Source organism: Nocardioides sp. Root151, from assembly GCF_001427925.1.
Lineage (GTDB): Bacteria > Actinomycetota > Actinomycetes > Propionibacteriales > Nocardioidaceae > Nocardioides.
Map to the genome: position 1 here is coordinate 931756 of NZ_LMGG01000004.1, position 25329 is coordinate 957084.

Genomic DNA, 25329 nt, shown 5'->3' on the forward strand with positions numbered 1-25329 from the left:
GCGTGCAATGTGGCTACTTCGACGCGGGTGTGTGCCGCTCGTGCACGCACATGGGCGTCGACCACGCCGAGCAAGTCGCACGCAAACAGGCAACCGTGGCCGACGCCCTCGGCCCGCGCCTCTCGTGGACCGAACCGGTGACCGGCGCCGAGTCGGCCTTCCGCAACAAGGCGAAGCTGGTCGTCGGCGGACGCCGTGGCGAGCCGACGCTCGGCATCCTCGACGGTGGTCAGCGCGGCGTCGACCTGACCGGCTGCGGGCTCTATGAACCGGGTCTGGCCGACGTCGTGCACCGACTCCCGGCAGTCGTCGCCGACCTCGGCCTCACGCCGTACGACGTGCCGGGGCGCACCGGTGAGCTCAAGCACCTGCTGGTCACCCACTCCCCCGATGGCGAGGTGATGCTGCGGTTCGTGCTCCGCTCCCCCGGCCAGCTCCGGCGGATCCGCGAGGGACTGGACGTCATTCGCGAGCGGGTGCCGGAGACCCGCGTCGTGAGCGTCAACCTGCAGCCGGAGCACAAGGCCGTGCTCGAGGGCCCGGACGAGGAGGTCCTGACCGACCTCGACACCCTGCCGATGCGGGTCAACGACGTCACCCTGCACCTGCGACCACGCAGCTTCTTCCAGACCAACACGTTCATCGCCGAGGCTCTCTACGCCCGGGCCCGTGCGTGGATCAGCGAGCTGCGACCGAGCACGGTTCTCGACCTCTACTGCGGTGTCGGCGGGTTCGGCCTGCACGCACTGGGACACGGCGCCCACCACGTGATCGGAGTCGAGTCGTCGGCCGACGCCATCCTGAGCGCGCGGCGCAGCGCAACCGAGCTCCCCGAGGGGCTGACCAGCGAATGGCACGCCGGCGACGCCACGCAACACCTCGTGGACGCCACCCCCGACCTCGTCGTCGTCAACCCGCCCCGACGCGGCATCGGGCCCGAGCTCCGTGGGCGGCTGGAGACCGGCGGACCGGCCCACCTCATCTACTCCAGCTGCAACGTCACCACACTGGCCCGCGACCTGGCCGCCCTGCCGTCGTACGACGTCCGCACCGCGGGCCTGTTCGACATGTTCCCCCAGACCGGGCACCACGAGGTCATGGTGCTGCTGGCCCGCCGGTAGCGTCATCGGCATGACCATCGTTGAGGACCTCGCCCCGACCGGCACCCTGCGTGCCTCGATCAACCTGGGCAATCCCGTGCTGGCGCAGGGCACCGCCGAGGAGCCGCGCGGCGTGACCGTCGACATCGCCCGCGAGATCGCGCGACGCCTCGAGGTCCCGGTCGAGTTCCTCTGCTTCGACGCAGCCCGCAAGTCGTTCGAGGCAATGGCCACGGGTGCCGCCGACCTGTGCTTCCTGGCCATCGACCCGGCCCGGGCCACGGAGGTCGCGTTCACGGAGCCCTATGTCGTGATCGAGGGCGTCTTCGCCGTGCCGCGCGACTCCCCGCTGCACGCCCTGGACGAGATCGATCAACCCGGCGTGCGGGTGGGCGTCAAGCACGGCTCGGCGTACGACCTGCACCTGAGCCGCTCGCTGCAGCGAGCGGAGATCGTGCGCGGGGCCGAGGGCGTCGACGTCTTCCGCAGCGAAAGCCTCGAGGTCGCCGCGGGCATCCGCCAGCCCCTCACGGCGTACGTCGAGGAGCACGACGACCTGCGGCTCATCGACGAGCCGTTCATGCAGATCCGCCAGGCGGTCGGCACCACGGTGAGCCGGCAGCCGGCCACCGTCGCCTTCCTGCGCGAGGTCGTCGACGAGCTCGTCGAGTCCGGCTTCATCGCCGCGTCGCTGGAGACCTCCGCCTGACGGGTCCCGAGGCGACCAGCACGCCGACCTTGTCGATGCGGTGCTCGGGGTTGTGGAACTCGTCGGACCAGTAGTTGCCGGCCGTGTGGTCCTCCTGCGTCGCGCAGGTCGAGAGCGTGACCATCGCCCTCGTCGGGGCGGCTCCGGGCCGGCCGGGAACAGCGGCCTCCTGGCGCGCCCGTGAACGGTCGGAGCGGAACGAGGTCGACCGGGTCAGCCGGATCTCGTAGACGTAGCGCACCCCTGCCGCCTCCACCACGACCCGGTCACCTCGTCGCAGCTCCGGAATCCGGGCGAAAGCCCGCGTGCTCGACGTGCGGTGAGCGGTGACCAGGTAGTTGCCGACCCCGCCCGGACCCGTGCCGCCGCGTGGCCCGTGAGGACTGGCGCCGAGGCCGCGGTCCTGGAGGCGGGTGCCCGGTGCGTCGTCCGGGCGTCCCCGGTAGGGCTCCACGACCAGTCCGGCCAGCCCGATTCTCGGGATCCGCACCGTCGCGCGTCGCGGCATGCCGTCCGACGGCTGCGGACCACGATGCTCCAGGACCACCCGGGGACCCGTCGAGCGAGGGCTGTCGGCACGCGTCGACGGGGCGCTGGCCGGCGACGACCCGTCGCACGCGCTCGCCACGAGCAACAGGCCCACGACCGCCATCGGCCACGTCGACGCCACGCCGTCGAGCCTAGGCCGTGACACGGCCTACGTCCGGGTGTGGTGGCACCCAGCCCGAACTGAGTACCCGCACGGATGTCCCGAAGCGGTCCGGGCACGAGAGTTGAAGGCATGAACCCGATGACTGCCTCGACCTTCGTGACCTTCGGTCCCAGCCACCTGCTGATGCTCGCGCTGTTCGCCGCCGGCATCTGGCCGGTGGTCCTGCTCGGCCGCGCCCAGCGGGCTGGCGCAGACCCGCGCCGGGTCAGCCGCTGGTTCGCCTTCGCGATCATGGGCTTCACGATCCCGATGCAGCTGGTCGACTTCATGCCGTCGCAGTTCTCGTTCAACACAACTCTCCCCCTGCAGCTGTGCGACTTCGCCTGGATCGCCGCGGTGCTCGCCCTGCTGACCCACCACAGGTTCTTCGTCGCCCTGACCTACTTCTGGGGGCTGGTGCTGACCACCCAGGGGCTGCTGACGCCGTGGCTCACCGCCGACTTCCCCAACCCGAAGTACATCGGCTTCTGGGGCATGCACATGCTCATCGTGTGGGCCGCGATCTACCTGGTGTGGGGCCTTGGTCTCAGACCCGCCTGGCACGACTACGCCACCACCGTGGCCACCACGCTGACCTGGGCGGTCTCGGTGTTCACCTTCAACGCGATCACCGGCACCAACTACGGGTTCCTGAACCACAAGCCCAGCAGCGGCTCGGTCCTGGACTACCTCGGCCCGTGGCCGTCGTACGTCGTGATCGAGGTCGTGATCGTGGCCACGGTGTGGGCGCTGATGACGTGGCCGTGGGTGGTCGCGCACCGCCGGCAGAACCTGCCGGGGCACACGACCACCTCACCGGTGACCGGCGCGACTAGCGGCGCAGAGTGATCGGCACGACTCGGGTCGGCCGCGCACCGCCGTTGCCACGCAGGACCAGGTTCACCTGCTTGACTCCCTTCGGTACCGCGGCCCAGTTGATGCGCACCGGGATGCTCACCGTCTTGTTCACGCCCACGGCACCCGTGTCCGTCGGCACCGAGACCCACCGGGGCTGCCGGGTGATCGGGTCGCTCGTCCTCACGGTCACGATCGTCCCGCTGGCGAAGAACATCGTGACCAGGTCGCCGTGCTCGTCGAGGTCGAGGGACGTGCTCGGCATCCCGGGCATCGAGTACGACGGCACGTTCACCGTCGCCTGCTCCGCGCAGGTGGCCGGGTCGACCTGACGGAACTTCGACATGTTGCGTTTCAGCGGAATACCCGTGATGTCCTGGGTGTGGGTCCAGAGTGCCTGAGAGTCAGGGTTCCAACCCAGGCCCTGCCCCTGACGGGCATAGGTGCACCTGCCCAGCACGTCACCAGTGTTGGGGTGCTCCAGCCCGGCGATCGTGCGCACCTGGTGCTGCCAGCCGCCCGAACGTGCCCCGGCGATCACGAAGAACCGGTCCCGCTCCGCGTCGTACGCCAGGCCCTGGACGGAAAGTGCACTTCGGAGGCCGGTCTCGACCACGGCGATGTCATGAGCGCTGACCCGGTCAGGATCCACACAGGCGATGTCGTTGGTGAAGTTGTAGAAGGTCATGCACAACATGCCGCGGGACGGCACCCAGGCGAGGTCCGCGGGAGTCAGGGTCAGGTCGTCGGTCACACCCAGCGCCTCGGCGACCGGGGCCAGCGGGATCGTCCTCCCGGTGGGACTGCCGGTCGAGGTGACCTCGACGGCCCTGTGCGCCAGCACGTCACCGACCCAGTACTGCCCGTCGACCTCCTCGACGGCGATCGCTGCCTTGCCGTAGTCCGTCCTGCCCACCTCGGTGCCCGGCTTGGGTCCCGACGTCGCCGGGAGGGCCAGAGAGGCCCGCCAGCGCAGGGCTGCACTGCCGGTGTTCTTCAGGCTCACCCTGACGGCCCTGCCTCGCTTCGCGGTCACCGACGTCGGGAGCGTCATCCTCCCCCCGGACAACGGCGTCCGGAGCATGATCGTCTGTCGGTCCCTGGTCACCCTCACCGAGGCCCTCTGCGCTGCATAGCCGGGGCGCTTGAGGACCGAGACGGTGTAGTTCCGGCCGGCCATCAGCTGGAACCGGTAGCGACCGGCCGCGTTGGTGAAGGCGCGCTGGGTGAGCCACCCGTTGGCGTCGACGAGGTCGACGCTTGCATTCGCGACCGCGGCGCCGGTGCGCTTGTCGGTCACCAGGCCGCTGACGAAGCCGTTCGCGGGCAGGCTGAACCTGATCTGTCGGTCACTGCCGAGGATCGGCTCGTTCACCGAGTAGAGGAACTGGGTCCTCAGGCCGGCGCGGCCGTCGGGACTGTGGTCCTGCATCGAGACCTCGGTCTGCTGGCCCCGCTCGAGCAGGTTCGCCGGGTCGATGCCGTCGTAGGCGAAGACGATGTCGCCGTCCTCGTGCAACGTGACCTCGTAGCTCATCCGGGTGTCGGGGCTGTTGAGCACCGTGAAGTCGCGGAACTCGATCGTGAACGCGCGGTTCGGCGCCGTGCCCGTGGTGCGGGTCAGCAGCTTGGCGGAGCCGTCGTCGGAGGCGATCGGTCCCAAGCTCGGCACGATCCCGCGGATGAGGGTGTCGATGCCGTACTCGGCGTACGGATACGTGGCGCTGTTGTAAGGAGAGGTCCAGAACCCGACTTGGGCGAGGCTGGTGGGACTGGCGTAGATGGTGGAGTAGTCCTTGCCGAAGTAGGAGAACCTGAACGGCAGACGGACCGCCGTCGTGTCATAGACGTCAGGCTTCTCGATCTCCGTGGTGCCCTTGATCCACTTCGTGGGCTCCAACAGGCAGGAGTAGCCGTACGGTCCCCCGTTCCAGCCGGCCGGGCTCGCCGGCTCGTCGGTCCGGCGACGCAGCTCGACCGGTGCGATCGCCGCGTCGCCGGTGATCTCGAGGCTGCGGTAGACCGGCGTGGCACAGGCTCCGCCGTCGTCGATGCGGACGGTGTAGTTCCGAGGTCCCGGCACTCCCTTGATCGCGAAGTGCCCCGAGGCGTCGGCGGTGGCCGAGTAGCGCGATCCGATCACGCTCGCCGTGCCGGCGATCGGCTTCCCGGTCGTCCTGTCAGTGATGACACCGCTGACCGTAAAGCCCTCGGCGGCAGCCAGGGAGACGTTCGTGGTCGTGCTCTGGCCGGAGGTCACCTCGATGGTGACCTTCCCCGGTGCGAACCCGAAAGCCGTGACGGTCGCCTGGTAGGTGCCGATCGGGAGCTCGGCGACTGCGTAGGCGCCGTCGCCGCCTGTGCGGGTGGAACGTTGGCCCGCATCGCCGGTCAGGGTGACCGCGGCGCCCTCGACGGGCTCGCCGCCGTCGACGGTGACCTTCCCGTCGATGGCGCCCGAATCGCCCGAGTCGACCGCCTCCACGAGGGCGAGCGCGTCGAGCCGGCCCTCGCCGTAGACGTTGTTGTCGGCATCGGTGCCGCCGCACTGGTCGTCGGCGGTGTCGATCGCGGTTTCGTCGAGGAGCTGCCGGATCTGCGCAACGTCGCCGATCAGCTCGGGGTGCGCGGAGAGGAGCAGCGCCACAGATCCGGAGACGTGCGGTGCCGCCATCGACGTACCGCTCATCGAGGCGTAGCGGCCGCCCGGGTAGCTCGAGCGCACACCTTCCCCGGGAGCCGCGATGTTCGGCTTGATCTCGCCGTCCTGTCCCGTGCCGCGACTGGAGAAGCTGGCGATGGTCCCGGCTTCGGTGGTGGCACCGACCGCGTAGTTGAGGGTGCGACTGCCGGGTGAGCTGGCCGTGTTGCAGGCCGGGCCGAGGTTGCCGTTGGACCAGACCCCGAAGATCCCGGAGTCGGCCCACGCCTGCTGGATGTCTTCGAGGAACGGGTCCGTGGCCGGGTTCTCGGAACCCCAGGAGTTGTTCACCACGTGCGGCCGTTTCGCGGGGTCGGGCGCGGTGCCGTCCGTCTTGGTGGGGGCCAGCATCCACTGGGAGGCAGCCAGCAGTGTCTCGTCCGAGGCACAGCAGCCGTTCGCCTCGATCCACTTGGCCCCGGGTGCTACGCCGACCTGGTTGGCGGCACCGTCGTCGCCGACCATCGTGCCCATGGTGTGCGTGCCGTGCCCGTGTGCGTCCGTGGGGAAGTCGGAGGCACCCGTGGTGTCGAGCCAGTTGTAGTCGTTGGTGAACGTGCCGTCCCCGTTGCTGCCCCGGTAGTGCTCCACCAGTGCCGGGTGGTCCAGCTCGGTGCCGGTGTCGATGCTGGCCACGACGATGCCGTCACCGCGGGCGCCGTACTTCTGCCACACCTGATCGGCCTTGATGTCGCGGACACCCCACTCGGGTGCGGCGTCGTGGGTGCTCATCCGTCCGGTGAGCTCCTGCTTCACCGGCTCCGGCTCCGTGTAGCTGACCGGTGCGAAGATGCGCTCCACGTCGGTGGACCCCGCAAGGCTCAGGGCCAACGTGTAGTCGCCGCCGTGGACCCGGATGGCATTGGTGATCCAGTACGCCGTGTAGTCCGCACCGGCTGCGTCGAGTGCGGCGATCGTGTCGGCCTGGGCGGTCTTGGCGGTGCTCCTGAGCCGGTCGACGACCTGTTGACCGCGCCTGGCCCAGTCGCCCGTGGCCGAGGCTGCGCTGGTGTCGGCGTCGGCGTCGAAGCTGATCCAGAAGTCGCGCGGCTCGGTCGCGTCCGTGTCGAACTTGCGCTGGAGGGCTGGAGCGATCTTGGCTCCCGGGTCGACCGCGCCGGTGGGCAACGCTGACGGCTGGGCGTTCGTGGGTTGCTGTCCGAGGGTTGTCACTGCCAGGGCGAGCGACAGCGCGACCAGAATGAGGCCGCGGACCAGGCGATGGCGGTCGCGGGGACGGGAGTGGTGAGGCATGACGACTTCCTGTCGATGAGGATGAAGGTGAGCTCAGACCGGTTCGTAGTCGTCGTCCGCGGGTTCGGGGTCGGGCTGACCCGGACGGGGGCGGTTGGCGAGCGGATCGGTCATGGTCGACAGTCAAACGCTCGGCGCGACACCGTGGTGACCCTCGACGTACCAATGTCGAGCCTCGGCGCACCAAAGTGAACCCGTGGTCGGCTCAGTCAGGCACGACCAGATCGTGTCGCGACGAGACGCCGAGCTTGCGCATCGCTGAGCTCAACTGGGTCGAGACCGTGTGGGGAGAGCGGAACAGTGCCTCGGCCACCTCCCGGTTGGTCCTCCCCTGCGCCACCAACCGCACCACCTCGCGCTCGCGCGGCGAGAGGTTGACTCCGTAACCGGTGCGTCCGCCCCACCACGGCCGACTTCGCTCCACGCCGTGTTCGGCCAAGGTCTCGAGCACCCGCGTCGCATCGGCCCGTGCACCGAGGTCGGCAAGGCCGTCGAACACCGCGGACAGTCGAGCGATCCCCGGCTCGGTGGCACCGACGGCGAGCTCGTGCCGAGCCCAGCGCTCGCGAACCAGGAGGGCCGGATGTGGGCGAGGCATCCGGCTCCAGGCGTCCACTGCGCGTTGGTAGGCCGCTCCGGCGAGTGCCACGTCGCCGTCGCGCTCGGCGAGCATCGCCTTGCAGGTTGCCAGGCCCGCCTCTGCGGCTGGGATCCCGCGTCCCCGGATGCCCCGCTCGCACTCCACGGGTGCCAACTCCGATGCCCACAGCCACAGTTGCTTGAGACGGACCATCGCCAGGGCGTCGGAGGAGACCCGGAGGGCGTCGTCGAGGCGCCCGGCAATGAGGTGGCGCAGGGCGAGCAGGCTCCCGGCCTCGATCGTGATCGGCTCCAACGGGAACTGTCGAGCCAGCTCCCAGGCGTGCTCCAGGCGAGGCCGGGCCGTCCCCTCCGGTGCCGAGGCGAACTGCAGGCCGCTCGCGACCACGAGCGGCTCGAGACGCGTGTGTGGCGGGATGTCCTCGTTGTCCGCAAGGTGTTCGACTCGCGCGGCGAGGCCGTCCCACGTGCCGGTGAGCCAGTCGAACCGCGCACGGTTGAGCATGAGCAGGTCGTCGACCCGCGGGTAGCCGCCGCCGCGAGCCAGGTGCTCCGCACGCGCCAGTGACCGCCCGGCGACGTCGAACCGACCCCACAACATCGCGACGTCGCTCAGGTTCACGTGCCCGCGCACCAGGTGGTCCCGCTCCTGGGCGTCGGCGGTGTCGTCCGGGAGGTGCGCGGCCTCGTCCCACCCGGACGGTTGCCCGAGGCCCAGCAGGGCCGTGACACGGTCGACCAACACCCGTGTGCGGTCACTTCGCCTCACCGGCGGCTCGACCCGTTGCGCCCGGTCGAGCCACTCCAGGTGGCGTGACCCCGACCAGTCCGTGCCGAACGGTGACCCGAGCATCAGCATCGCCCGGAGCGCGGTCTCCGCGTCGGCGAGGTCTGGGATTGCGAGCTCGAGCTCGTTCCTTGACTGCACGTAGTCCCCCGCATTGCTGAGCGCCCTGCCGAGCTGGAACCTCAGCAAACCGCGCACCTGCGGTGCGGCGTCACCAGCATCGACAGCGCGACGCAGGGTCGCCACCAGTCCGTGGAGGCGCTCGACGCCGACTGCTGCGCTGTAGGTGATCTTGTCGGCCAACCTGGCGAGCTCGGCGGGCGACAGCTCCGCGTGCAACACGACCTCGAGGAGCAGTGAGACAGCGGTCGTCTCGTCCCCGCTGGACGAGGCGAGCTCGGCCGCCTGCTCGGCGTACCGGCACCACCGGGGCACGTCCCCCGCCCTGCGGAAGTGCGCGGCGAGCCGGGCAAGCGGCGGCCGCTCCCTCTGCTCCAGGACCTCGCCGGCAATCCGGTGGCCACGCCGTGCCTCCGAGGGCGAGATCGCGTCGTACACGGCCTGCCCGACCAGGACATGGCGGAACCGGAACTGCGAGCCACGGACCTCGAGCATCAACACGGTCAGCGCTTCGTCGAGGCCCTTGCTGACCTCGTCCGGAGACAGTCCCGACATGGCAACCAACGTCGCCTCGTCGACGGCATCCCCGAACGTCGCGGCTGCCCGGAGGACGCCTCGTGCCTCCGCGCCGAGCCGCCGGTACCGCTCGAGTACTCCGTCACGCACCGTAGGCGGCACCTCGATCCGGTCGAGGTGGCGACGCACCCACTCGCCGTCCCTGCGGGTCAGGTCAGCCCGGTCGTGCAGCAGACGGACAGTCTCCTCGAGGGCGAGCGGCACACCCTCCGTGCGGGCATGGAGGAACTCGGCGAACGCTCCGGTGACCGGTCGCTCCTGCAGCATCGACGACACCATCTGGCGGGTGTCGTCGACACCGAGACTGGCGAGGCCGATCCGTAGCATGCTCGTCCCCGTCGGCGCCTTGCCGGTGAGACGGTGCAAGTTGGAGGTTGCCTCCAGCTCCGAGGGCCGGTAGGTCAGCACAATTCGGTGGGCGGCCGTCGGGCGGGACGCCAGGAAGAGGAGCAGGTCGAGGGTGGCCGGGTCGGCCCAGTGCGCGTCGTCGACCACGAGAAGGCCGGGTGCCAGGGCGTCGACCAGCTCGGCAAGGGCACGGAAGATCCGGTGCTGGGAGGCGGCAGGATCGGAGAGGGCCTCCGGGCTCGGCGGTAGATGAGGGCCCCACTCGGGGAACAACGGCCTCAGTGCACCGGCGAGCGGGGTGAGCGAGAGCCGGCGTACGTCACCGACCGTGTCCCGGAGCGCGTCGATGACCGGCGCGAGGGTGAACGAACGGCTGTAGGCAGGGCACGCGACCACGAGCACGTCGACGTGCGTGCGCAACAGCTCTTGGACAAGGCGAGTCTTGCCGATGCCTGTCTCGCCCTCGATGAGGACGAGCGCGCGATCGGCGCGCACCAGCACCTCGTTGATCCGCGACAGCTCTTCTGCCCGGCCCACGAAGGCCGGGGTGGAGAGCGAGGAGGGAATTCCGCGCTGCATCGTGGATTCGCTCACTCGCGCGCGATCCCCCTGCCGAGACAGCCGGACGGGAAACCGTCCGAGGCAACCTGCGTGGCAGCCTAATGCCTCGCTGGCTACCATCGCCGCATGTTCAAGCGAAGCCTGGCCGCGATGGCCGCACTGACCCTCTTCTCCCTCGCGGCCTGTTCGGACGACGGCGGTGACAAGGACGACGACACCGTCGCGGGCGACCCTTCCGCCAGTGCCACGACGGACCCGAGCGAGACCGCCGACCCGTCGACGCCCGCGGAGACCACGCCCGCCGCGGGAGCGTGCGCCTACGACGCGGACGGCACGCAGCCGGCCAAGGAGGTCGACCCCCCACCCGGCGACCCGAAGAAGAAGGGCCTGGTCCACGTCACCATCGAGACCAGCGCCGGTGACATCAAGGCCACACTGAACGCCAAGAAGACTCCCTGCACGGTCAACTCGTTCCTCTCGCTGGCCGACCAGGACTACTTCGACGACACCAGCTGCCACCGGGTGACCACCCAGGGCATCTACGTCCTCCAGTGCGGTGACCCGACCGGCACCGGCATGGGCGGCCCCGGCTACCAGTTCGACGACGAGCTGGCCGGCACGGAGAAGTACCCGGCCGGCACCCTCGCGATGGCCAACGCCGGCCCGGGCACCAACGGATCGCAGTTCTTCATGGTCTACAAGGACTCGTCCGCAGCGCTGTCGCCGGCGTACACCGTCTTCGGCACGTTCGACACCGCGAGCATCAAGCTGCTCCAGAAGGTGGCCGCCAAGGGCACCGACAACGGCACCGCCGACGGCGCCCCGAAGGTGCCGGTCACCATCGACGAGGTCGACGACTGACCACACCGATGGTCACAGCGGGAACGTGACTCCCGTGAGCGACTCGGACTTCCGCCACAACGCACTGGCGAGGTCCGGGTCGTTCGCCATTTCGGAGCGACCGACAAGGGTCGGGTGGCCGAGCAGCTCACCGGGGCCGTGCGGACCGACGTAGCTGTTGCCGGGCAGGTCCCCGGTGGCGGCGTACAGGAGCGGCTGCGCGCCCTGCGACGGCTTCATGCCGATCAGCGCGTTGCCCAGGCTGCCCAACCGGGTGAAGGCCTTGTTCCCCGTGCCGCCATGGATTCCGGTCGCCGTGTAGCCCGGGTGTGCTCCGACCGCGCGCACGTCGGAGTCGGTCGCCGCGAGGCGCCGATCGAGCTCGGCGAGGAACAGCAGGTTCGCCAGCTTCGACTGTGCGTACGCCGCATAGGGGACGTAGCCGCGTCGGGCGAAGTCGAGGTCGTCGACCTCGATCGTGCCGCTGCGGTGGGACGCCGACGAGACCACCACGACCCGGTCGTGGAGCCGTGGCAGCAGCAGGTTCGTCAGGGCGAAGTGGCCCAGGTGGTTCGTGCCGATCTGCGACTCGAACCCGTCGACCGTGCGCGACTCGGGAACGGCCATGATGCCGGCGTTGTTGACCAGCACGTCGAGGCGATCGAGGTTGCTGGCGAACGCGTGCACCGAGCCCAGGTCGGCGACATCGAGCCAGCGCACCTCGATCCGGCCGGGTGCGCCGGTCCGGCGCACCCGCTCAGCCCCGGCCTCGCCCTTCGCGGTGTCGCGGACCGCCATCACCACCTCGGCACCGGCCGTGGCCAGCGCGCGGGTCAGCTCGAGTCCAAGGCCTCCGGTGGCACCGGTGACGACGAAGCGTCGTCCGTCCTGGGCGGGCATCTGCGCCGTGGTCCACGGCGTGCGTCGATGTCGGGCCATGGGCGGCACCCTATGCGGGACAGGTCACGCGTCGGGCGTGAACTCGACGGGCACGCCGATCTGCACGGTGCGGCTCACCGTGCACAGCCGGTCACGTGACATGGCGACCGCGCGGGGCAGGAACTCCCGGGCCGCGTCGCCGCCCTCCCCCTCGGGGAAGACCACGTCGAAGGTCACCTTCAGGTTGGTCAGGTGGTTGCCCTGCTCGTCACGGATCTTGTCGCCCTCCGCGTGTACGTCGAACGCGACGGGGGCTGCACGCTTGCCGGTGATCGCGTCGACGTCGATCGCGCTGCAGCCCGCCAGCGCGGCGAGCAACAGCTCCACCGGGGTGAAGTCGGGGTCGTCGCCCGAGCCGATGGGGAGCACTCCCCCGCGACGGTTGACCGCCTTGTAGCGGCCGTCGCCGATGCGGGTCAGGTCGATGCTGCGCAGGGTGTCGGAATCAGTCATGCACCGAGCCTGCCAGACCCGCCGCGTTTGCGTGAGCCGCCCGACCGCGCAATGGTGGAGGGGTCATGCCCGCAATCAGCGAAGGAGAGCACATGCTCACCCTCACCGAGAACGCCAGCACGATCGTCAAGGACATCGCCGCCCAAGCAGGCGACGAGGCCGCAGGACTCCGCATCACCAGTGACGACACCCCCGAGCCGGCTTTCGCGGTCAACGCCGCGCCCGCCCCTGAGCCCGGTGACCAGACCGTCGAGCAGGACGGTGCGACCATCTTCCTCGACGAGGATGCTGCCCAGCAGCTCGACGACAAGGTGCTCGACGCCGCAGTCGACCAGGCCGGTGGCGTGCAGTTCTCGCTCACCGTCCAGGCCTGAGCAGAACCACGAAGAAGGCAGGGCCCGGGGTCTCCCGGGCCCTGCGCTCATTTCCTAGAGCCAGCCGTTCTGCTCGGCCGTTCGCACGGCCTCGCTGCGGTTGTCGGCGCCGGTCTTGCCGATCGCGGCCGAGAGGTGGTTGCGCACCGTGCCCTCGCTGAGGTGCAGCCGCTTGGCCACCACGGCCACACGCGAGCCGTCGCGGGCTTTCAGTGATGAGGTCATGGCTCAAGCCTCGTGGCGCGAAGGCCTCTCCACCTCGGTCAGCACTCACGATCCCGCCATGACAAATGTCAGGACCCGACCCCGAAATGGCCGCAGGGCCCGAGATCGCTCCCGGGCCCTGCGGCGCTCATGACTCCTGACGGATCAGAGGCCGCGCAGCCGACGTCGTTCGCGACGCGCCTCGGCGCGGGCTGCCTCCAGCGCCCGGACCGCGATGGTGTCCTGGGTCTGGTGGATCCGCCCGGCGATGATTCCCTGGGCGACGTACAACTGGGCCTTCATGATCCTTCTCGTCCTCTCGCGTCATCGTTGACGCAGGTGATTGGTGTAATAAGTACTTCAGGCAAGGTGCCTCTTACATTCTACGGGAGCCAGCACCGCCGATCGGCCAGTTCAGGGGTGATCTCAGCCACCACGCGGCGGGTGTGGACGCGCCTCGTAGGGTGATGCCGTGTCTTCCGCCGAAACTCCCTTCCGCAGCCTGCAGCAGACCGAGGCAGTCGCCAGGTTCGACCTGCTCGACGTCACGTCGTACGACGTCCGTCTGGACCTCGCGACCGGTGACGAGACGTTCGCCTCGACCACCACGATCAGGTTCACCAGCCGCGGCGGCGCGACGTTCGCCGACCTGAAAGCAACCGCCGTGAACCGCATCGTGTTCAACGGGTCGACGCTGAGCCCCGACCTGGTCGAGCGAGGCCGGCTCCCCCTCGCCACGCAGGCCGGCGAGAACGAGCTCGTCGTCGATGCGGTCATGCCGTTCCGCAACGACGGGGAGGGCCTGCACGCCCACGTCGACCCGGCCGACGGACGGCGCTACGTCTACGGGATGTCGTTCATGGATGCCGCGCCGACGATCTTCGCGTGCTTCGACCAGCCCGATCTCAAGGCGCCGTACACCTTCCACGTCCGTGCGCCCCTGGACTGGACCGTGATCGGCAACGCCCCCGGCAAGCAGGTGGAGCCCGGCACCTGGGAGTTCGACGAGACCCCGCCACTGTCGACGTACTTCGTGACCCTGGTCGCCGGGCCCTACCACGTGATCCACGAGAACCACGACGGCATTCCGCTCTCGCTCAGCTCGCGGCAGTCGATCGCCCAGGCCCTCGACGACGACGCCGACGAGCTGTTCACGATGACCAAGCAGTGCTTCGACGAGTTCCACCGACTGTTCGGCATCCGCTACCCGTTCGGCAACTACCACCAGGCGTTCGTGCCGGAGTTCAACGCCGGCGCGATGGAGAACCCGGGATGCGTGACCTACCGGGACCCGCTGCTCTTCACCAGCAAGGTCACCCGCGGAGAGCGCATCCAGCGAGCCACCACCGTCGCCCACGAGATGGCGCACCAGTGGTTCGGCAACATCACCACGCCCAAGTGGTGGGACGACCTGTGGCTCAACGAGTCGTTCGCCGAATACATGGGCAACCGGGTCACCGCCGACGTCACGCAGTACGACGACGCCTGGATCCACAACGGCTACGCCCGCCGCCAGTGGGGACTCGTCGCGGACCAGCGGCCCAGCACGCACCCGGTGGCCGGCAACGGCGCGTTCGACGCGACCGCCGCCCTGCAGGACTTCGACGGCATCTCCTATGCCAAGGGCTCCACGATCCTCAAGCAGCTGAACGCGACCCTCGGCGACGACGTCTTCTTCGCCGGGGTGATCGACCACTTCACCCGCAACCGCTACGGCAACGCGACCATGCACGACCTGTTCGCCTCGTGGGAACGCGCCGGCGCCGGCGACCTCGGGCCGTTCAGCGAGCGCTGGCTGCGCACGGCCGGACCCGACACCCTCGAGCTCGACCGCGCTGCCGGCGTCGTACGCCGCACTCCCCCGGCCGGTCAGACCGAAGCACGTGACCACACCATCCACGTGACCACCGCGGACGCCGACGGCCGATGGACCACCACTCCGCTGCACGTCGATGCCGACGAGATCACGGTCGACGTGCCTGACGACGCGGCGTTCCTGGTCGACCCGGGCATGGAGACCTGGGCGTCCACGCTGGCCGACGACGTCTCCCTCGAGGCCTTCCCGCGCCTCATCGCTGCGACCTCCGACCTGACGATCCGCTCGGGCATCTGGAACTCCGTCCGCTCCGGCTTCCACCACGCGCGCGTCTCCCCCGAGTCCGTCGTACGCCTGGCCGAGGCATCGCTCCCGACCGAGACCAACGACGACGCGCTGCGCACCCTGCCGTTCCTGATCGGCACGGTGGCCGGGCTCAGCCACGACCCGGCCTCTGCCCTGGCACGGCTCCACGCGGCGTGCCGTTCACTGCTGGACGTCGCCACACCGGGAGGCACCGTGCAGCTGGGCGCCTTCCGGGGAGCGGTCGACTCCGCCGCCGACGTGACCACCCTGCGCACCTGGCTGGACTCGGCCGATCTTCCTGACGGTGTGGTTGTCGACGCCGACCTGCGCTGGCGGATCATGATCAGGCTGGCCTCGCTCGACGCGATCAGCCGGCCGGGCCTCGACGGCGAACTGGCCGCCGAGCCCACCACCAAGGCCCGCGTCGACCATGCCCGCGCGGTCTCGGGTCGGCCCGACGCGGAGAGCAAGGCGTGGGCCTGGGACCGGTTCACCGGGTCCGCGCCGGCCACGAACTACGAGCTGATCGCCTGCGGCACCGGTCTCTGGCAGCCGGGGCAGGAGTCGTTCACCGAGCCCTACGTCGACCGCTACCTGAGCGAGCTGCCGGGGGCGGCGAAGGTGCACTCGGGGTGGGTGCTCGGCGACGTGACCGAGCACTTCTTCCCGATCACCTCGGTGCGGCAGTCGACCGTCGACCGGGCTGACGAGCTGATCGCTCGGGACGGACTCGACCTGACGATCCGCCGCAACCTGGTCGACATGACCGACGAGCTGCGCCGACGCCTCGCCATCCGCACCGCCTTCGATACTCCCTGACGTTTCGGCCCTCCAGCCGGGATACTCCCTGACGTTTCGGTCCTCCAGCCGGGATACTCCCTGACGTTTCGGCCCTCGCAGGGGCGCGATCGTCAGGGAGTATCGAGAACGTCGCCGAGCCGGACGACGCCCGGAGTGACCACGACGGCGTCGACCGCGAGGTAGGGCTCGCCGGCATCGTTGGCCGGGCGGTAGCCCGCGAGCGCCTTCAGGACCGGGGCGTCGGCGAGCGCGGTCACCGGATGCCGGTTCGGCACGCCGCAGCGCCCGATGCGCCCGGTCACGTGCACGACGGTCTCGCCCACGCGCACGTCGTGCCCGACCCAGGAGTCCTCGACCCACGGCTCGTCGGTCTCGACGAGCATCGTGCTGCGGAACCGTTCCGACTGGTCGACGAGGTCGGGGCGCCCCATCCGCGTGGCAAGGTCACGCACCGACGCGGTGCCGAGCAGGCTCACCGGCGCTCCGAAGACCACGTCTCCGCGCCCGGCACGGGCCAGTCGCACCGGGCGCCCGACCTGCTCGGCCAGCAGCCCGGCCGGCTCCCCGTCGTACGGCGTGACCAAGATCCGGCGGCCCCAGTAGTCCACGGCCACCGGCTCATCGGCGATCACGAGCCGCCCCGACGCGCTGCGGCCGTCGCCGAGCGTCACCCCCACGTGGTCGCCCTCGGCCTCGACCGTGGTCGCCAACAAGGGCTCGTTGATCGTGCGCAGCACCCGGGCGGCCCCGGGCTCGACCAGGCACCACTCGCGGTCCCCGACTGGGCCGGCGGCGTCCAGCGTGATCGCGTCGTACGCCGTGTGCCGGGTGCCCTTGAGCGGGGTGAATCCGAGCTTCGTGACGGTGGTCTCCATGGGTCGAAGGCTACTTCCGGGCGTGGGATGCCGGGGACTGTCGGTGGTGCCTTCTAGGTTCTAGGTGTGCGCATCCTCCACACCTCCGACTGGCATCTCGGGCGTTCCTTCCACCGCGAAGGCATGCTCGGGTTCCAGGCTGCGTACGTCGACCACCTGCTCGAGGTGATCGAGCGCGAGCGGGTCGACCTGGTCGTGGTCGCGGGCGACATCTATGACCGCGCGCTGCCGCCGGTCGACGCCGTCCGCCTGGCCAACGAGACCTTCACCCGCATCGCGAGTTCGCGCGCGAAGCTGGTGGTGACCAGCGGCAACCACGACTCGGCCCACCGGCTCGGCTTCGGCGCCGAGCTGATGGACGCTGCCGGGGTCTTCGTCCGCACCAGCGCGTTGTCCGTGGGCGCCCCGGTGCTGCTCGACGACGAGCACGGTCCGGTCGCGGTCTACGGCCTTCCCTACCTCGAGCCCGATCTCGTGCGGGAGCCCTGGGCGTTGGCCGGGCGCAGCCACGAGGCGGCGCTGGCCGAGGCGATGCGGCGCGTGCGAGCCGACCTCGCCGGGCAGCCACGGGGCACCCGTTCGGTGGTGATGGCCCACGCCTTCGTGGCCGGCACCAGGCCGGTGGAGCCCAGTGACTCCGAGCGCGACATCAGCGTAGGCGGGGTCAGCATCGTCCCCACCGACGTGTTCGACGGCATCGACTACGTCGCGCTCGGCCACCTGCACGGCCAACACACGCTCACCGAGGCGATTCGCTACAGCGGCTCACCACTGGCCTACTCGTTCTCCGAGACGGGCCACCGCAAGGGCACCTGGCTGGTCGACCTCGACGCCTCCGGGCTCGCCCACGCCGAGTTCGTCGAGGCACCGGTCCCCCGCGCCCTGGCCCGCATCAGCGGCGACATCGAGCACCTGCTCTCCGACCGCACGTTCGACGTTCACGAGCAGTCATGGGTGCACGCCACCCTGACCGACGACGCCCGCCCTGCCCGGGCGATGGAGCGGCTCCAGAAGCGCTTTCCTCACACGCTCGTGCTGTCCTTCGAGCCGGCCGGTGGCCATGCTGCCAGGCTTCCGTCGGCCCGTCCGGCCGCCGGCAAGCCCGACCACGCGATCGCGGTCGACTTCCTCCGCGAGATGCGGGGTCGACCCGCCAGCGCCGAGGAGTCGGCCCTGCTGCGCGACGCCTGCGACTCCTGCAGCCCCGACCGCGACCTCGACACGGCGGTGGGCTGATGCGCCTCCACCAGCTCGACGCCACCGCGTTCGGCCCGTTCGCCGAGACCGTGTCGGTCGACTTCGACGACCTCTCCTCGGCAGGGCTGTTCCTGCTCACCGGCCCCACCGGGTCCGGCAAGACCTCGATCCTCGACGCCGTCTGCTTCGCGATGTACGGCGACGTCCCGGGCGACCGCAACCACGCCAAGCGGTTCCGTTGCGACACCGCCGACCCGCGGTTGGCGCCGCGGGTGCGGCTCGAGGCCACGTTGTCGGGCCGCCGGTTCCGGATCACCAGGTCCCCGGCCTGGGTCCGCCCGAAGAAGCGGGGCACCGGGCTGACCACTGAGCAGGCCTCGGTGCGGGTCGAGGAGCGCATCAGCGGTGAGTGGGTCATGCAGTCGACCCGGCTCGACGAGGCGGGTCATCTGCTGACCGGGCTGGTCGGCATGACCATGACCCAGTTCTGCCAGGTCGCGATGCTGCCGCAGGGCGAGTTCCAGAAGTTTCTCCGGGCCAGCTCGAACGAACGCCACGCCCTGCTGCAACAGCTGTTCAGCACGCAGCGCTTCGAAGACATCGAACGCTGGATCCGCGACCACACCCGCGCCCTCCACCGGCAGGGACAGGAGCTCCAGCGCTCGGTCTCCCGCGTGGTCAGCCGCATCCTCGAGGCCACCGGCGAAACGCTGCCCGACGACTGGTCCGGCGACGACCTGGCCCCGGTGATGGCCGACGGCATCCTCATCGACTGGGTCGACGCACTCCGGGCGCAGACCCGAGCGGCCGACGACGAGGCCACCGCGGCACTCGCCGCCTCCGTCGAGGCCGAGCGTGCTGCCGGCGAACGACGCGAGGAGGCCCATCGGGTGGCCGGCCTCCAGCAGCGCGCCACTGCCGCCCGCACCGAACTGGCCGAGCTGGCGGCCTCCGCCGACCGGCACGAGTCGCGACGCGGGCGCCTGGCCCTGGCGCGTCGGGCCGCTCCCGTCGTCCCGCTCCACAGGCTCGCGCTGGCAGCCGAACAGCAGCGCGACCGGGCAGTCGAGGCAGCCGCCACCGCACTCTCCCGCGTCGCGGGGCCCGACGAGGTCGTCGACCTCGACACGCTCGTACGCCGGGCGCGGGCGTCACGCGACACGATCTCCGTCGCCACCGCCGCCGTTCCCCGTGAGGGCGAGCTGCGCGTCCTGCGTGAGCGCATCGCCGGCGATCGGTCCCGTCTCGAACACCTGCAGGCCGAGGAAGTGTCGACGGCGAACTCCGTCGACGCGCTGCCCGAGCAGATCTCCTCTCTCCGCCAGCGACTGGGCCTGGCGCGCGAGGCGGACGTCGAGTCACAGCGCCTCGCCGCAGAGCGCGGCGTCCTCGATGCTCGCCTCGAGGCCCACACGCGTGCGGCCGAACTGCGTGACCAGCTGACCCTTGCCGTCGACGAGCGCCGGGCCAGCATCGACGAGTGCCAGCTCCTCAAGGAGCAATGGCTTCAGCTGTGCGAGGCGCGCATCCGCGGGATGGCCGCCGAGATCGCCACCGATCTGGCCGTCGGTGCCAGCTGTCCGGTCTGTGGCTCTGCCGACCACCCGCACAAGGCCGAGGCGGCACCCGGTGCGCCTACGGCCGCAGCGGAGAAGGAGGCTCGTCGTCTCCTCGACGACGCCGAGGTCGACCGGGTGGCCCGTGACGCGCGGGTGCACGAGCTCAGCGCCACCCTCGCCGTGGTCGAGCAGCAGCTCGGCGACGACTCCAGAGAGACAACCCGGGCCGAACGCGTGCGCATAGAAGCAGCGCGTTCCGCGGCTGCTCACGCGGCCCGGGCCACGGGCGAGCTCGAGCCGGCGCTCATCCTGGCCGAACGCAGCCTCCAGTCCGCCGCCAACGCACTCTCGACCTGCCGGGTCGAGATCGCGAGCAGGCGGGCGCGCCTCGAGTCAGACAGTGCGTCCGAAGAGCGGATCGCCGGCGAGATCAACGACCTGCTCGCCGGCACCGGGCACGACGACCTGGCCGCACTCGCCGCCCATCACGAGCGCATCGCCACCGCCTGCGACGAGGTATTGCGACTTGAGCGGGCCCGCGAGACCGCTGTCGAACAGGCCGACAAGGCAGTGCAGGCTCTCGACACCTGGCTGCACGAGCACGACTTCGCCGACGCCGCGCAGGCACTCGACGCGGTCCTGTCCGACCGTGAGGCACACGAGCTCGAGTCGGCGATCTCCGCCCATGACTCCCGATCGGCCGCCGCCAGCGCCGTGCTGGGCGACCCCGTCGTGGCGCAGGCCCTCGAGCTTCCCGCACCCGACGTCGACGCGGTCGACACAGACCATGCCCGGGCACTCGACGAGCTCGGCAGCGCCCGCACCCTGGCCCAGACCCGACGCACCCGTTCGACCCGGCTCGGTGATCTCCACGAGCAGCTCGGCCTCGCGCACAGTGCGTGGCTGCCCGTGCACTGGGCGTACGCCGTCGCCGCGGAGCTGGCCTCGTTCGTGGAGGGCAAGTCTGCCGACAACGAGCTGCGGATGCGCCTCTCGGCCTATGTGCTGGCCTGGCGGCTCACCCAGGTGGTGGCCGCAGCCAACGAGCGACTGCTGCGCATGAGCGACCAGCGCTACTCCCTCGAACACACCGGCCACCGCGGTGCCGGCGAGTCGCGCGGTGGGCTGAGTCTGCTGGTGCTCGACGAGTGGTCCGGCGAGCGGCGCGATCCGGCGACCTTGAGCGGCGGCGAGACGTTCGTGGTCTCTCTGGCCCTCGCCCTCGGCCTGGCCGACGTGGTGACCCAGGAGGCTGGCGGGGCCGAGCTCGACACGCTCTTCGTCGACGAGGGGTTCGGCTCCCTCGACTCCGACACCCTCGACGACGTCATGGACACCCTCGACACCCTGCGCGACGGCGGGCGCGTGGTCGGGGTGGTCAGCCATGTGGCCGAGATGCGCAGCCGCATCCCGACCCAGCTGCGCGTGGCCAAGGACCGCACCGGGTCGTCGGTGACGATCTCGCGCGTCGACGGCTGACCTTCCCCGCCCGACCGGCTACGTTTGTGCGCATGTCAGCGCCAGGCCTCGACCCGACGTTCATCGCACTCCCCTATCGCAAACTCGCCGACGCGGCACTCAGCCGCGCCCGCGACTTCGGCGTGACGCACGCCGACTTCCGGTTCGAGCGGGTGCGCTACCAGGACCTCGAGGTCCGCGACGGGGTGCTCCAGGATGCCAGCGAACACGTCGACCTCGGCTTCGCCGTGCGCGTCATCCACAACGGGGCCTGGGGATTCGCCTCCGGCATCCGGCTGACCACCGACGACGCGATCCGCATCGCCGAGGAGGCCGTCCAGGTGGCGCAGGTCGCGGCCGGAATGACGCGGCGCGAGATCGTGCTGGCCCCCGAGCCGGCGTACGACGACGCCACCTGGGTCTCCGCCTACGAGGTGAACCCCTTCGACGTGCCGACCGCGGAGAAGTCGGCCCTGCTGATCGGCTGGACCAACCGTTTGCGCGAGCACGACGCCGTCGAGCACGCCAGCGCCTCGCTCCAGCAGGTGCAGGAGAACAAGTTCTATGCAGATCTCACCGGGACCGCGACCACGCAGCAGCGCATCCGCCTGCAGCCGCACTTCGAGGCGATGGGATCACACCCCACCAGCGGAGTCTTCGACTCGATGGCCAGCATCGCGCCGCCGGTGGGCCGCGGTTGGGAGTTCCTCACCGGAGACCTCTACGACTGGGACGCCGAGCTCGCCGAGGTGCCGGCGCTGCTCGAGGAGAAGCTGGCCGCCCCGAGTGTCGAGTCCGGCACCTACGACCTGGTCATCCACCCGTCGAACCTGTGGCTGACCATCCACGAGTCGGTGGGCCACGCCACCGAGCTCGACCGGGCGATGGGCTACGAGGCCAACTACGCCGGAACCTCCTTCGCCACGCCCGACAAGCTCGGCTCCCTGCAATACGGGTCCCCCGCGATGAACGTGACCGGTGACCGCACTGTCGAGCACGGGCTGGCCACCATCGGGTACGACGACGAGGGCGTCGCGACCCAGCAGTGGGACATCGTGCGCGACGGCGTACTCGTGGGCTACCAGCTCGACCGGCCGATCGCCGGCCGGAGCCCCGAGCTCGCCGGACCCGACGGTCGCTCCAACGGCTGTGCGTACGCCGACTCCCCCGGCCACATCCCGATCCAGCGGATGGCCAACGTGTCGCTCCAGCCCGCGGACGACGGACCATCGACGGAGGAGCTGATCGGCCGCGTCGAGCGAGGGCTGTACGTCGTCGGCGACAAGTCGTGGTCGATCGACATGCAGCGGTTCAACTTCCAGTTCACCGGCCAGCGCTTCTTCCGGATCGAGGACGGCAAGCTCGCCGGGCAGGTCCGGGACGCCGCCTACCAGGCGACCACGACCGACTTCTGGAACTCCCTCGAGGCCGTGGGCGGGCCGCAGACGTGGCAGCTGAACGGCGCGTTCAATTGCGGCAAGGCCCAACCCGGGCAGGTCGCGTCCGTCAGTCACGGGGCCCCGACCTCGTTGTTCCGCGGAGTGCGGATCCTCAACACGACCGAGGAGTCAGGCCAGTGATGACCACACCCCAGGACCTCGTCGAGCACGCCCTGGCCGCGAGCCGCAGCACCAACTCCATCGTCATCGCGCGGGTCTCCACGTCCGCGAACCTGCGCTGGGCCAACAACACCCTGACCACCAACGGGGTCATGCACGGTGGCACCTTCACGGTGATCGCGTTCCACGAGCGCCGCGACGGCATCGCCACCGGGTCGGTCACGGGCAGCGCCACCACCAAGGACCAGGTCAGCGCCCTCGTGGAGTCGGCGGACAGTGCGGCCCAGATCGCGACCCCGGCCGAGGACGCCCAGCCGCTGACCGAGGGAGCCGCCGCCTCCGGGTGGGCGGAGCGCCCGGCCGAGACCTCCATCGGCGTCTTCGCCGACTTCGCGCCCCAGCTCGGCGAGGTCTTCCAGCGCGCCGAGGCCGCCGACCGCGTCCACTACGGTTTCGTCGCGCACGACGTGGTCACGACGTACGTCGGCTCGACCACGGGCCTGCGCCTGCGCCATTCACAACCGACTGGACACTTCGGCGCCACCGGCAAGACAGCCGACCTGGCCAGCAGTGCCTGGGTCGGCGGGGCGACCCGCGACTTCAGCGATGTCTCCGCCCATGACCTCGACGATGTCCTCGCCCAGCGGCTGGGCTGGGCACGGCGCCGCGTCGACCTCCCGGCCGGCCGCTACGACACGATCCTCCCGCCGACGGCGGTCGCTGACCTGGCCATCTACGCCTACTGGGAAGCCGGTGCCCGTGTCGCCCACGAAGGCCAGTCGGTCTTCTCCCGTCGAGGTGGCGGCACCCGCATCGGAGACCGGATAGCGGATCCCCGCGTGCACCTCTTCAGTGACCCGTCGTACGCCGGCCTGGAGTGCGAGCCCCACGTAGTGGCCGCGTCGTCGAGCAACACCTCGAGCGTGTTCGACAACGGCATCCCCCTGGACCGTACCGACTGGATCCGTGGCGGTGAGCTCGCCGCCCTGCACCAGACCCGACACTCCGCAGCGATGACCGGCCAACCGGTGACCCCCGCCATCGACAACCTCGTGCTGTCGGTCGACGGTGGCGAGGGCGACGTCAACGACCTGGTGGCCGGCACCGAGCGGGGGCTGCTGCTGACCTGTCTCTGGTACATCCGCGAGGTCGACCCGCAGAACCTCCTGCTGACCGGCCTCACCCGCGACGGGGTCTACCTGATCGAGAACGGCGAGGTAACCGGGGCGGTGAACAACTACCGCTTCAACGAGAGCCCGGTCGAGCTGCTCAACAGGTTCAGCCACGCCTCCGCCACCGCGCCCGCGCTCAGCAGGGAGTGGGGCGAGGACTACTTCTCCCGCACCGCCATGCCTGCGCTGCGCGTCCCCGACTTCAACATGTCGAGCGTGTCCCAGGCCCAGTAACTGCTGCCTCACCCCGATGGCCTCGGCCCTCTGCGGCTGAGGAGGTCGCCGGTGCCCTCGGTGGTTGAGGAGGCCCGCGTCCTCTCGGTGGTTGAGGAGGCCCGCGTCCTCTCGGTGGTNTCGCTCTGGCGACCGTCTCGAGACCACGCTTGACCAGGCCAGTGCAGTTGGTGTGGGCGGGTGTGGGCGTGGCGGTAGCCCCGTTCACCGTGTTCTGGTGGCGGGGCTTGCGCTCGCGGTGCTGTTGGGCCGGTGCTGTTTCTCGTGTTCTTCGTGTTCCCGAGCCTGCTCGTTGTCTGGTGCAGTGTCGGGGTTCAGTTGGTGGGGAGCTCTATGGTCCCGTGGGTGGTGACCAGCCAGGTCCGGCGGTACTGGTTGGTCCAGGTATAGGTGCCGTCCTTGTTCCTGACATACGACCACCGGCCATGCGTTTTGGCGAGGTGATGTCGTCGACACAACGGGGCGAGCCTGTCGGAACTGGTCTGGCCCGGTGGTCCGGTGTCGTCGTAGGCGGTGATGTGGTCGAGGTCGCAACGCCTCGAGTCGACGGTGCAGTGTGGGAAGACGCAATGCCGGTCGCGGGTGAGGACTTGTTCGCGCATCGCTTCGGGTGGGTCGTGCTGGTCGACAGCCCAGTCGTGATTCAGGTCGATGACCGGGGTGAGGGTGGCGTCGGGGCCGAGGTCGCGGATCCAGTCGAGGATCTTCTTGACGGTGACGGCGCCGAACAGGTTCGTCTCCGCCATCCCCGGTGCCGGCTCGTGGCCGCCGGAGCAGTCGGTTCCAGCGGTGCCAGTGGCTGAGGCGGTGGTTCCAGAGGACGTGGTGGTTCCAGTGGTTGTGGTGCCGTTGGTGGCGAGGTCGGCGAGGTTCACGTGGATGTAGAGCCGGGTCTTGAGGTAGGACTTGCGCGNTCTTGCCCGCACCTTCACCGGCACCGTCACCGTCGCCATCGTGGGCGCTGTCGCGATTGCCGTTGCCTGCGTCTTCACTGACTCCTGCGCCGTCGCTGTTGCCTGCGTCGTCGTCCTCACTGTGGCCGGTGTTGTCGCCGTCGCGGCCGTCGTTGTCGCTGTGAGGGTCGGGGATGAGGCCGAGGAGGTCGGCGCTGGCCTGCCGATCCGCGATCACGCCGAGGGCTTTGGCCCTGCGTTGGCCGAGGGTGTCGGTGTCACCGAGCTTGCCGAGGGTGGTGGCCTCATCACTGATGAGGTCGTGGAACTTCGCCAGGTCCACCGAG

Annotated in this window: 17 protein-coding genes and 1 pseudogene; 10 read left to right on the plus strand and 8 right to left on the minus strand. The window is 70.0% G+C overall.

The window, feature by feature from the left end; all coding sequences use genetic code 11:
• Nucleotides 1-2: 2 nt before the first annotated feature.
• Together ASD66_RS13105 and ASD66_RS13110 are read left to right on the plus strand one after the other, a co-directional pair.
• Entirely contained in the window at nt 3-1121 is a 1119-nt protein-coding gene (locus tag ASD66_RS13105; protein WP_056891163.1) for a methyltransferase domain-containing protein, read from the plus strand.
• Between the two features lie 10 nt (nt 1122-1131).
• Entirely contained in the window at nt 1132-1809 is a 678-nt protein-coding gene (locus ASD66_RS13110) for a transporter substrate-binding domain-containing protein (protein ID WP_056891164.1), read from the plus strand.
• Here ASD66_RS13110 and ASD66_RS13115 read toward each other — a convergent pair.
• On the minus strand, nt 1778-2479 hold the full coding sequence (locus ASD66_RS13115; RefSeq protein WP_235530080.1) for a sortase domain-bontaining protein: 702 nt from the start codon (nt 2477-2479) through the stop codon (nt 1778-1780). The two genes, ASD66_RS13110 and ASD66_RS13115, sit on opposite strands and share 32 nt — an antisense overlap.
• A gap of 111 nt (nt 2480-2590) precedes the next feature.
• Between ASD66_RS13115 and ASD66_RS13120 the strand changes: the two genes are divergently transcribed.
• Nucleotides 2591-3349, plus strand: a complete 759-nt coding sequence (locus ASD66_RS13120) for a TIGR02206 family membrane protein (RefSeq protein WP_056891166.1) — start codon at nt 2591-2593, stop codon at nt 3347-3349.
• Here the strand turns inward: ASD66_RS13120 and ASD66_RS13125 are convergent.
• Nucleotides 3333-7310 (minus strand): S8 family serine peptidase, encoded by a 3978-nt coding sequence (locus ASD66_RS13125; RefSeq protein ID WP_056891167.1) that lies wholly within the window; start codon nt 7308-7310, stop codon nt 3333-3335. The two genes, ASD66_RS13120 and ASD66_RS13125, sit on opposite strands and share 17 nt — an antisense overlap.
• 205 nt (nt 7311-7515) lie before the next feature.
• Nucleotides 7516-10335, minus strand: a complete 2820-nt coding sequence (locus tag ASD66_RS13130; protein WP_162254273.1) for an ATP-binding protein — start codon at nt 10333-10335, stop codon at nt 7516-7518.
• A gap of 93 nt (nt 10336-10428) precedes the next feature.
• On the opposite strand from ASD66_RS13130, the gene ASD66_RS13135 reads away from it, so the two are divergent.
• Entirely contained in the window at nt 10429-11163 is a 735-nt protein-coding gene (locus tag ASD66_RS13135) for a peptidylprolyl isomerase (RefSeq protein WP_056678361.1), read from the plus strand.
• A gap of 12 nt (nt 11164-11175) precedes the next feature.
• Here ASD66_RS13135 and ASD66_RS13140 read toward each other — a convergent pair whose 3' ends face one another.
• Nucleotides 11176-12081 carry an oxidoreductase gene (locus tag ASD66_RS13140; protein ID WP_056891169.1) on the minus strand — a complete coding sequence of 302 codons (906 nt, stop codon included), beginning with the start codon at nt 12079-12081 and terminating at the stop codon, nt 11176-11178.
• A 24-nt stretch (nt 12082-12105) separates the two neighbouring features.
• Nucleotides 12106-12534, minus strand: a complete 429-nt coding sequence (locus tag ASD66_RS13145) for an OsmC family protein (protein ID WP_056678368.1) — start codon at nt 12532-12534, stop codon at nt 12106-12108.
• A gap of 65 nt (nt 12535-12599) precedes the next feature.
• Here ASD66_RS13145 and ASD66_RS13150 point away from each other — a divergent pair, with 65 nt between their 5' ends.
• Nucleotides 12600-12908, plus strand: a complete 309-nt coding sequence (locus tag ASD66_RS13150; protein ID WP_235530081.1) for a Fe-S cluster assembly protein HesB — start codon at nt 12600-12602, stop codon at nt 12906-12908.
• A 54-nt stretch (nt 12909-12962) separates the two neighbouring features.
• On the opposite strand, the pseudogene ASD66_RS24195 reads toward ASD66_RS13150, so the two are convergent.
• A pseudogene (locus ASD66_RS24195) lies at nt 12963-13115 on the minus strand (response regulator transcription factor); the annotation flags it as partial.
• 162 nt (nt 13116-13277) lie between these two features.
• Nucleotides 13278-13415: a hypothetical protein gene (locus ASD66_RS24440; protein WP_156388658.1), complete on the minus strand. Its 138-nt coding sequence runs from the start codon at nt 13413-13415 to the stop codon at nt 13278-13280.
• Nucleotides 13416-13584: 169 nt separating this feature from the next.
• Between ASD66_RS24440 and pepN the strand changes: the two genes are divergently transcribed.
• Entirely contained in the window at nt 13585-16053 is a 2469-nt protein-coding gene (pepN, locus tag ASD66_RS13155) for an aminopeptidase N (RefSeq protein WP_056891170.1), read from the plus strand.
• Between the two features lie 92 nt (nt 16054-16145).
• On the opposite strand, the gene ASD66_RS13160 is transcribed toward pepN, so the two are convergent.
• Nucleotides 16146-16910, minus strand: coding sequence for an MOSC domain-containing protein (locus ASD66_RS13160; protein WP_056891171.1), 765 nt, complete (start codon nt 16908-16910; stop codon nt 16146-16148).
• A 66-nt stretch (nt 16911-16976) separates the two neighbouring features.
• Here ASD66_RS13160 and ASD66_RS13165 point away from each other — a divergent pair, with 66 nt between their 5' ends.
• The 4 genes from ASD66_RS13165 to ASD66_RS13180 are packed head-to-tail and all read left to right on the plus strand — an operon-like array spanning nt 16977 to nt 24089.
• A complete protein-coding gene (locus ASD66_RS13165) occupies nt 16977-18146 on the plus strand; it encodes an exonuclease SbcCD subunit D (protein ID WP_056891172.1) in 1170 nt (389 codons plus the stop codon).
• Nucleotides 18146-21145 carry an AAA family ATPase gene (locus tag ASD66_RS13170; RefSeq protein WP_056891173.1) on the plus strand — a complete coding sequence of 1000 codons (3000 nt, stop codon included), beginning with the start codon at nt 18146-18148 and terminating at the stop codon, nt 21143-21145. Before ASD66_RS13165 ends, ASD66_RS13170 begins: the two co-directional genes overlap by 1 nt.
• 32 nt (nt 21146-21177) lie before the next feature.
• On the plus strand, nt 21178-22704 hold the full coding sequence (locus tag ASD66_RS13175) for a TldD/PmbA family protein (protein ID WP_056891174.1): 1527 nt from the start codon (nt 21178-21180) through the stop codon (nt 22702-22704).
• The gene (locus tag ASD66_RS13180) at nt 22704-24089 is read left to right on the plus strand and encodes a metallopeptidase TldD-related protein (RefSeq protein ID WP_056891175.1); all 1386 of its coding nucleotides are present in this window, start codon (nt 22704-22706) and stop codon (nt 24087-24089) included. The genes ASD66_RS13175 and ASD66_RS13180 overlap by 1 nt, the downstream gene beginning before the upstream one ends.
• Nucleotides 24090-25329 lie beyond the last annotated feature (1240 nt).

What these genes read in the sequence shown, in the direction of transcription:
- ASD66_RS13110 (WP_056891164.1), top strand. Translation starts at nt 1,132, where the DNA reads ATGACCATCGTTGAGGACCTCGCCCCGACCGGCACCCTGCGTGCCTCG.
- ASD66_RS13120 (WP_056891166.1), top strand. Translation starts at nt 2,591, where the DNA reads ATGAACCCGATGACTGCCTCGACCTTCGTGACCTTCGGTCCCAGCCAC.
- ASD66_RS13125 (WP_056891167.1), bottom strand. Translation starts at nt 7,310, where the DNA reads ATGCCTCACCACTCCCGTCCCCGCGACCGCCATCGCCTGGTCCGCGGC.
- ASD66_RS13135 (WP_056678361.1), top strand. Translation starts at nt 10,429, where the DNA reads ATGTTCAAGCGAAGCCTGGCCGCGATGGCCGCACTGACCCTCTTCTCC.
- ASD66_RS13140 (WP_056891169.1), bottom strand. Translation starts at nt 12,081, where the DNA reads ATGGCCCGACATCGACGCACGCCGTGGACCACGGCGCAGATGCCCGCC.
- ASD66_RS13145 (WP_056678368.1), bottom strand. Translation starts at nt 12,534, where the DNA reads ATGACTGATTCCGACACCCTGCGCAGCATCGACCTGACCCGCATCGGC.
- ASD66_RS13150 (WP_235530081.1), top strand. Translation starts at nt 12,600, where the DNA reads ATGCCCGCAATCAGCGAAGGAGAGCACATGCTCACCCTCACCGAGAAC.
- ASD66_RS24440 (WP_156388658.1), bottom strand. Translation starts at nt 13,415, where the DNA reads ATGAAGGCCCAGTTGTACGTCGCCCAGGGAATCATCGCCGGGCGGATC.
- ASD66_RS13160 (WP_056891171.1), bottom strand. Translation starts at nt 16,910, where the DNA reads ATGGAGACCACCGTCACGAAGCTCGGATTCACCCCGCTCAAGGGCACC.
- ASD66_RS13170 (WP_056891173.1), top strand. Translation starts at nt 18,146, where the DNA reads ATGCGCCTCCACCAGCTCGACGCCACCGCGTTCGGCCCGTTCGCCGAG.
- ASD66_RS13175 (WP_056891174.1), top strand. Translation starts at nt 21,178, where the DNA reads ATGTCAGCGCCAGGCCTCGACCCGACGTTCATCGCACTCCCCTATCGC.
- ASD66_RS13180 (WP_056891175.1), top strand. Translation starts at nt 22,704, where the DNA reads ATGACCACACCCCAGGACCTCGTCGAGCACGCCCTGGCCGCGAGCCGC.